The organism is Calyptranema fuscum S582 (genome assembly GCF_055793305.1).
The window spans coordinates 1-243 of the sequence record NZ_JBSLYH010000153.1; the positions used below are offsets into that span (position 1 = coordinate 1).

General features: G+C 51.4%; 1 protein-coding gene. It reads left to right on the top strand.

The features are described 5' to 3' along the window. A partial coding sequence (locus tag ACR6Z4_RS32280) for an Ig-like domain-containing protein (RefSeq protein WP_479721411.1) occupies positions 1-243 on the top strand: 243 nt, incomplete at both ends.

Genomic DNA, 243 nt, shown 5'->3' on the forward strand with positions numbered 1-243 from the left:
TAATGAAGACACCCCCATCACCAACCTCAATGTCTTGGGCAATGACACCGATGTCGATGGCAACCCCTTAACTGTCACAACCGCCACTGCCTCTAATGGCACGGTCACCATTAATGGCGATGGTACTCTGAACTACAGTCCCACAGCTAATTTCAATGGCACCGATACCATCACCTACGCCATCAGCGATGGCAATGGGGGTACCGATACTGCCACCGTCACCATTACGGTTAACCCCATCAA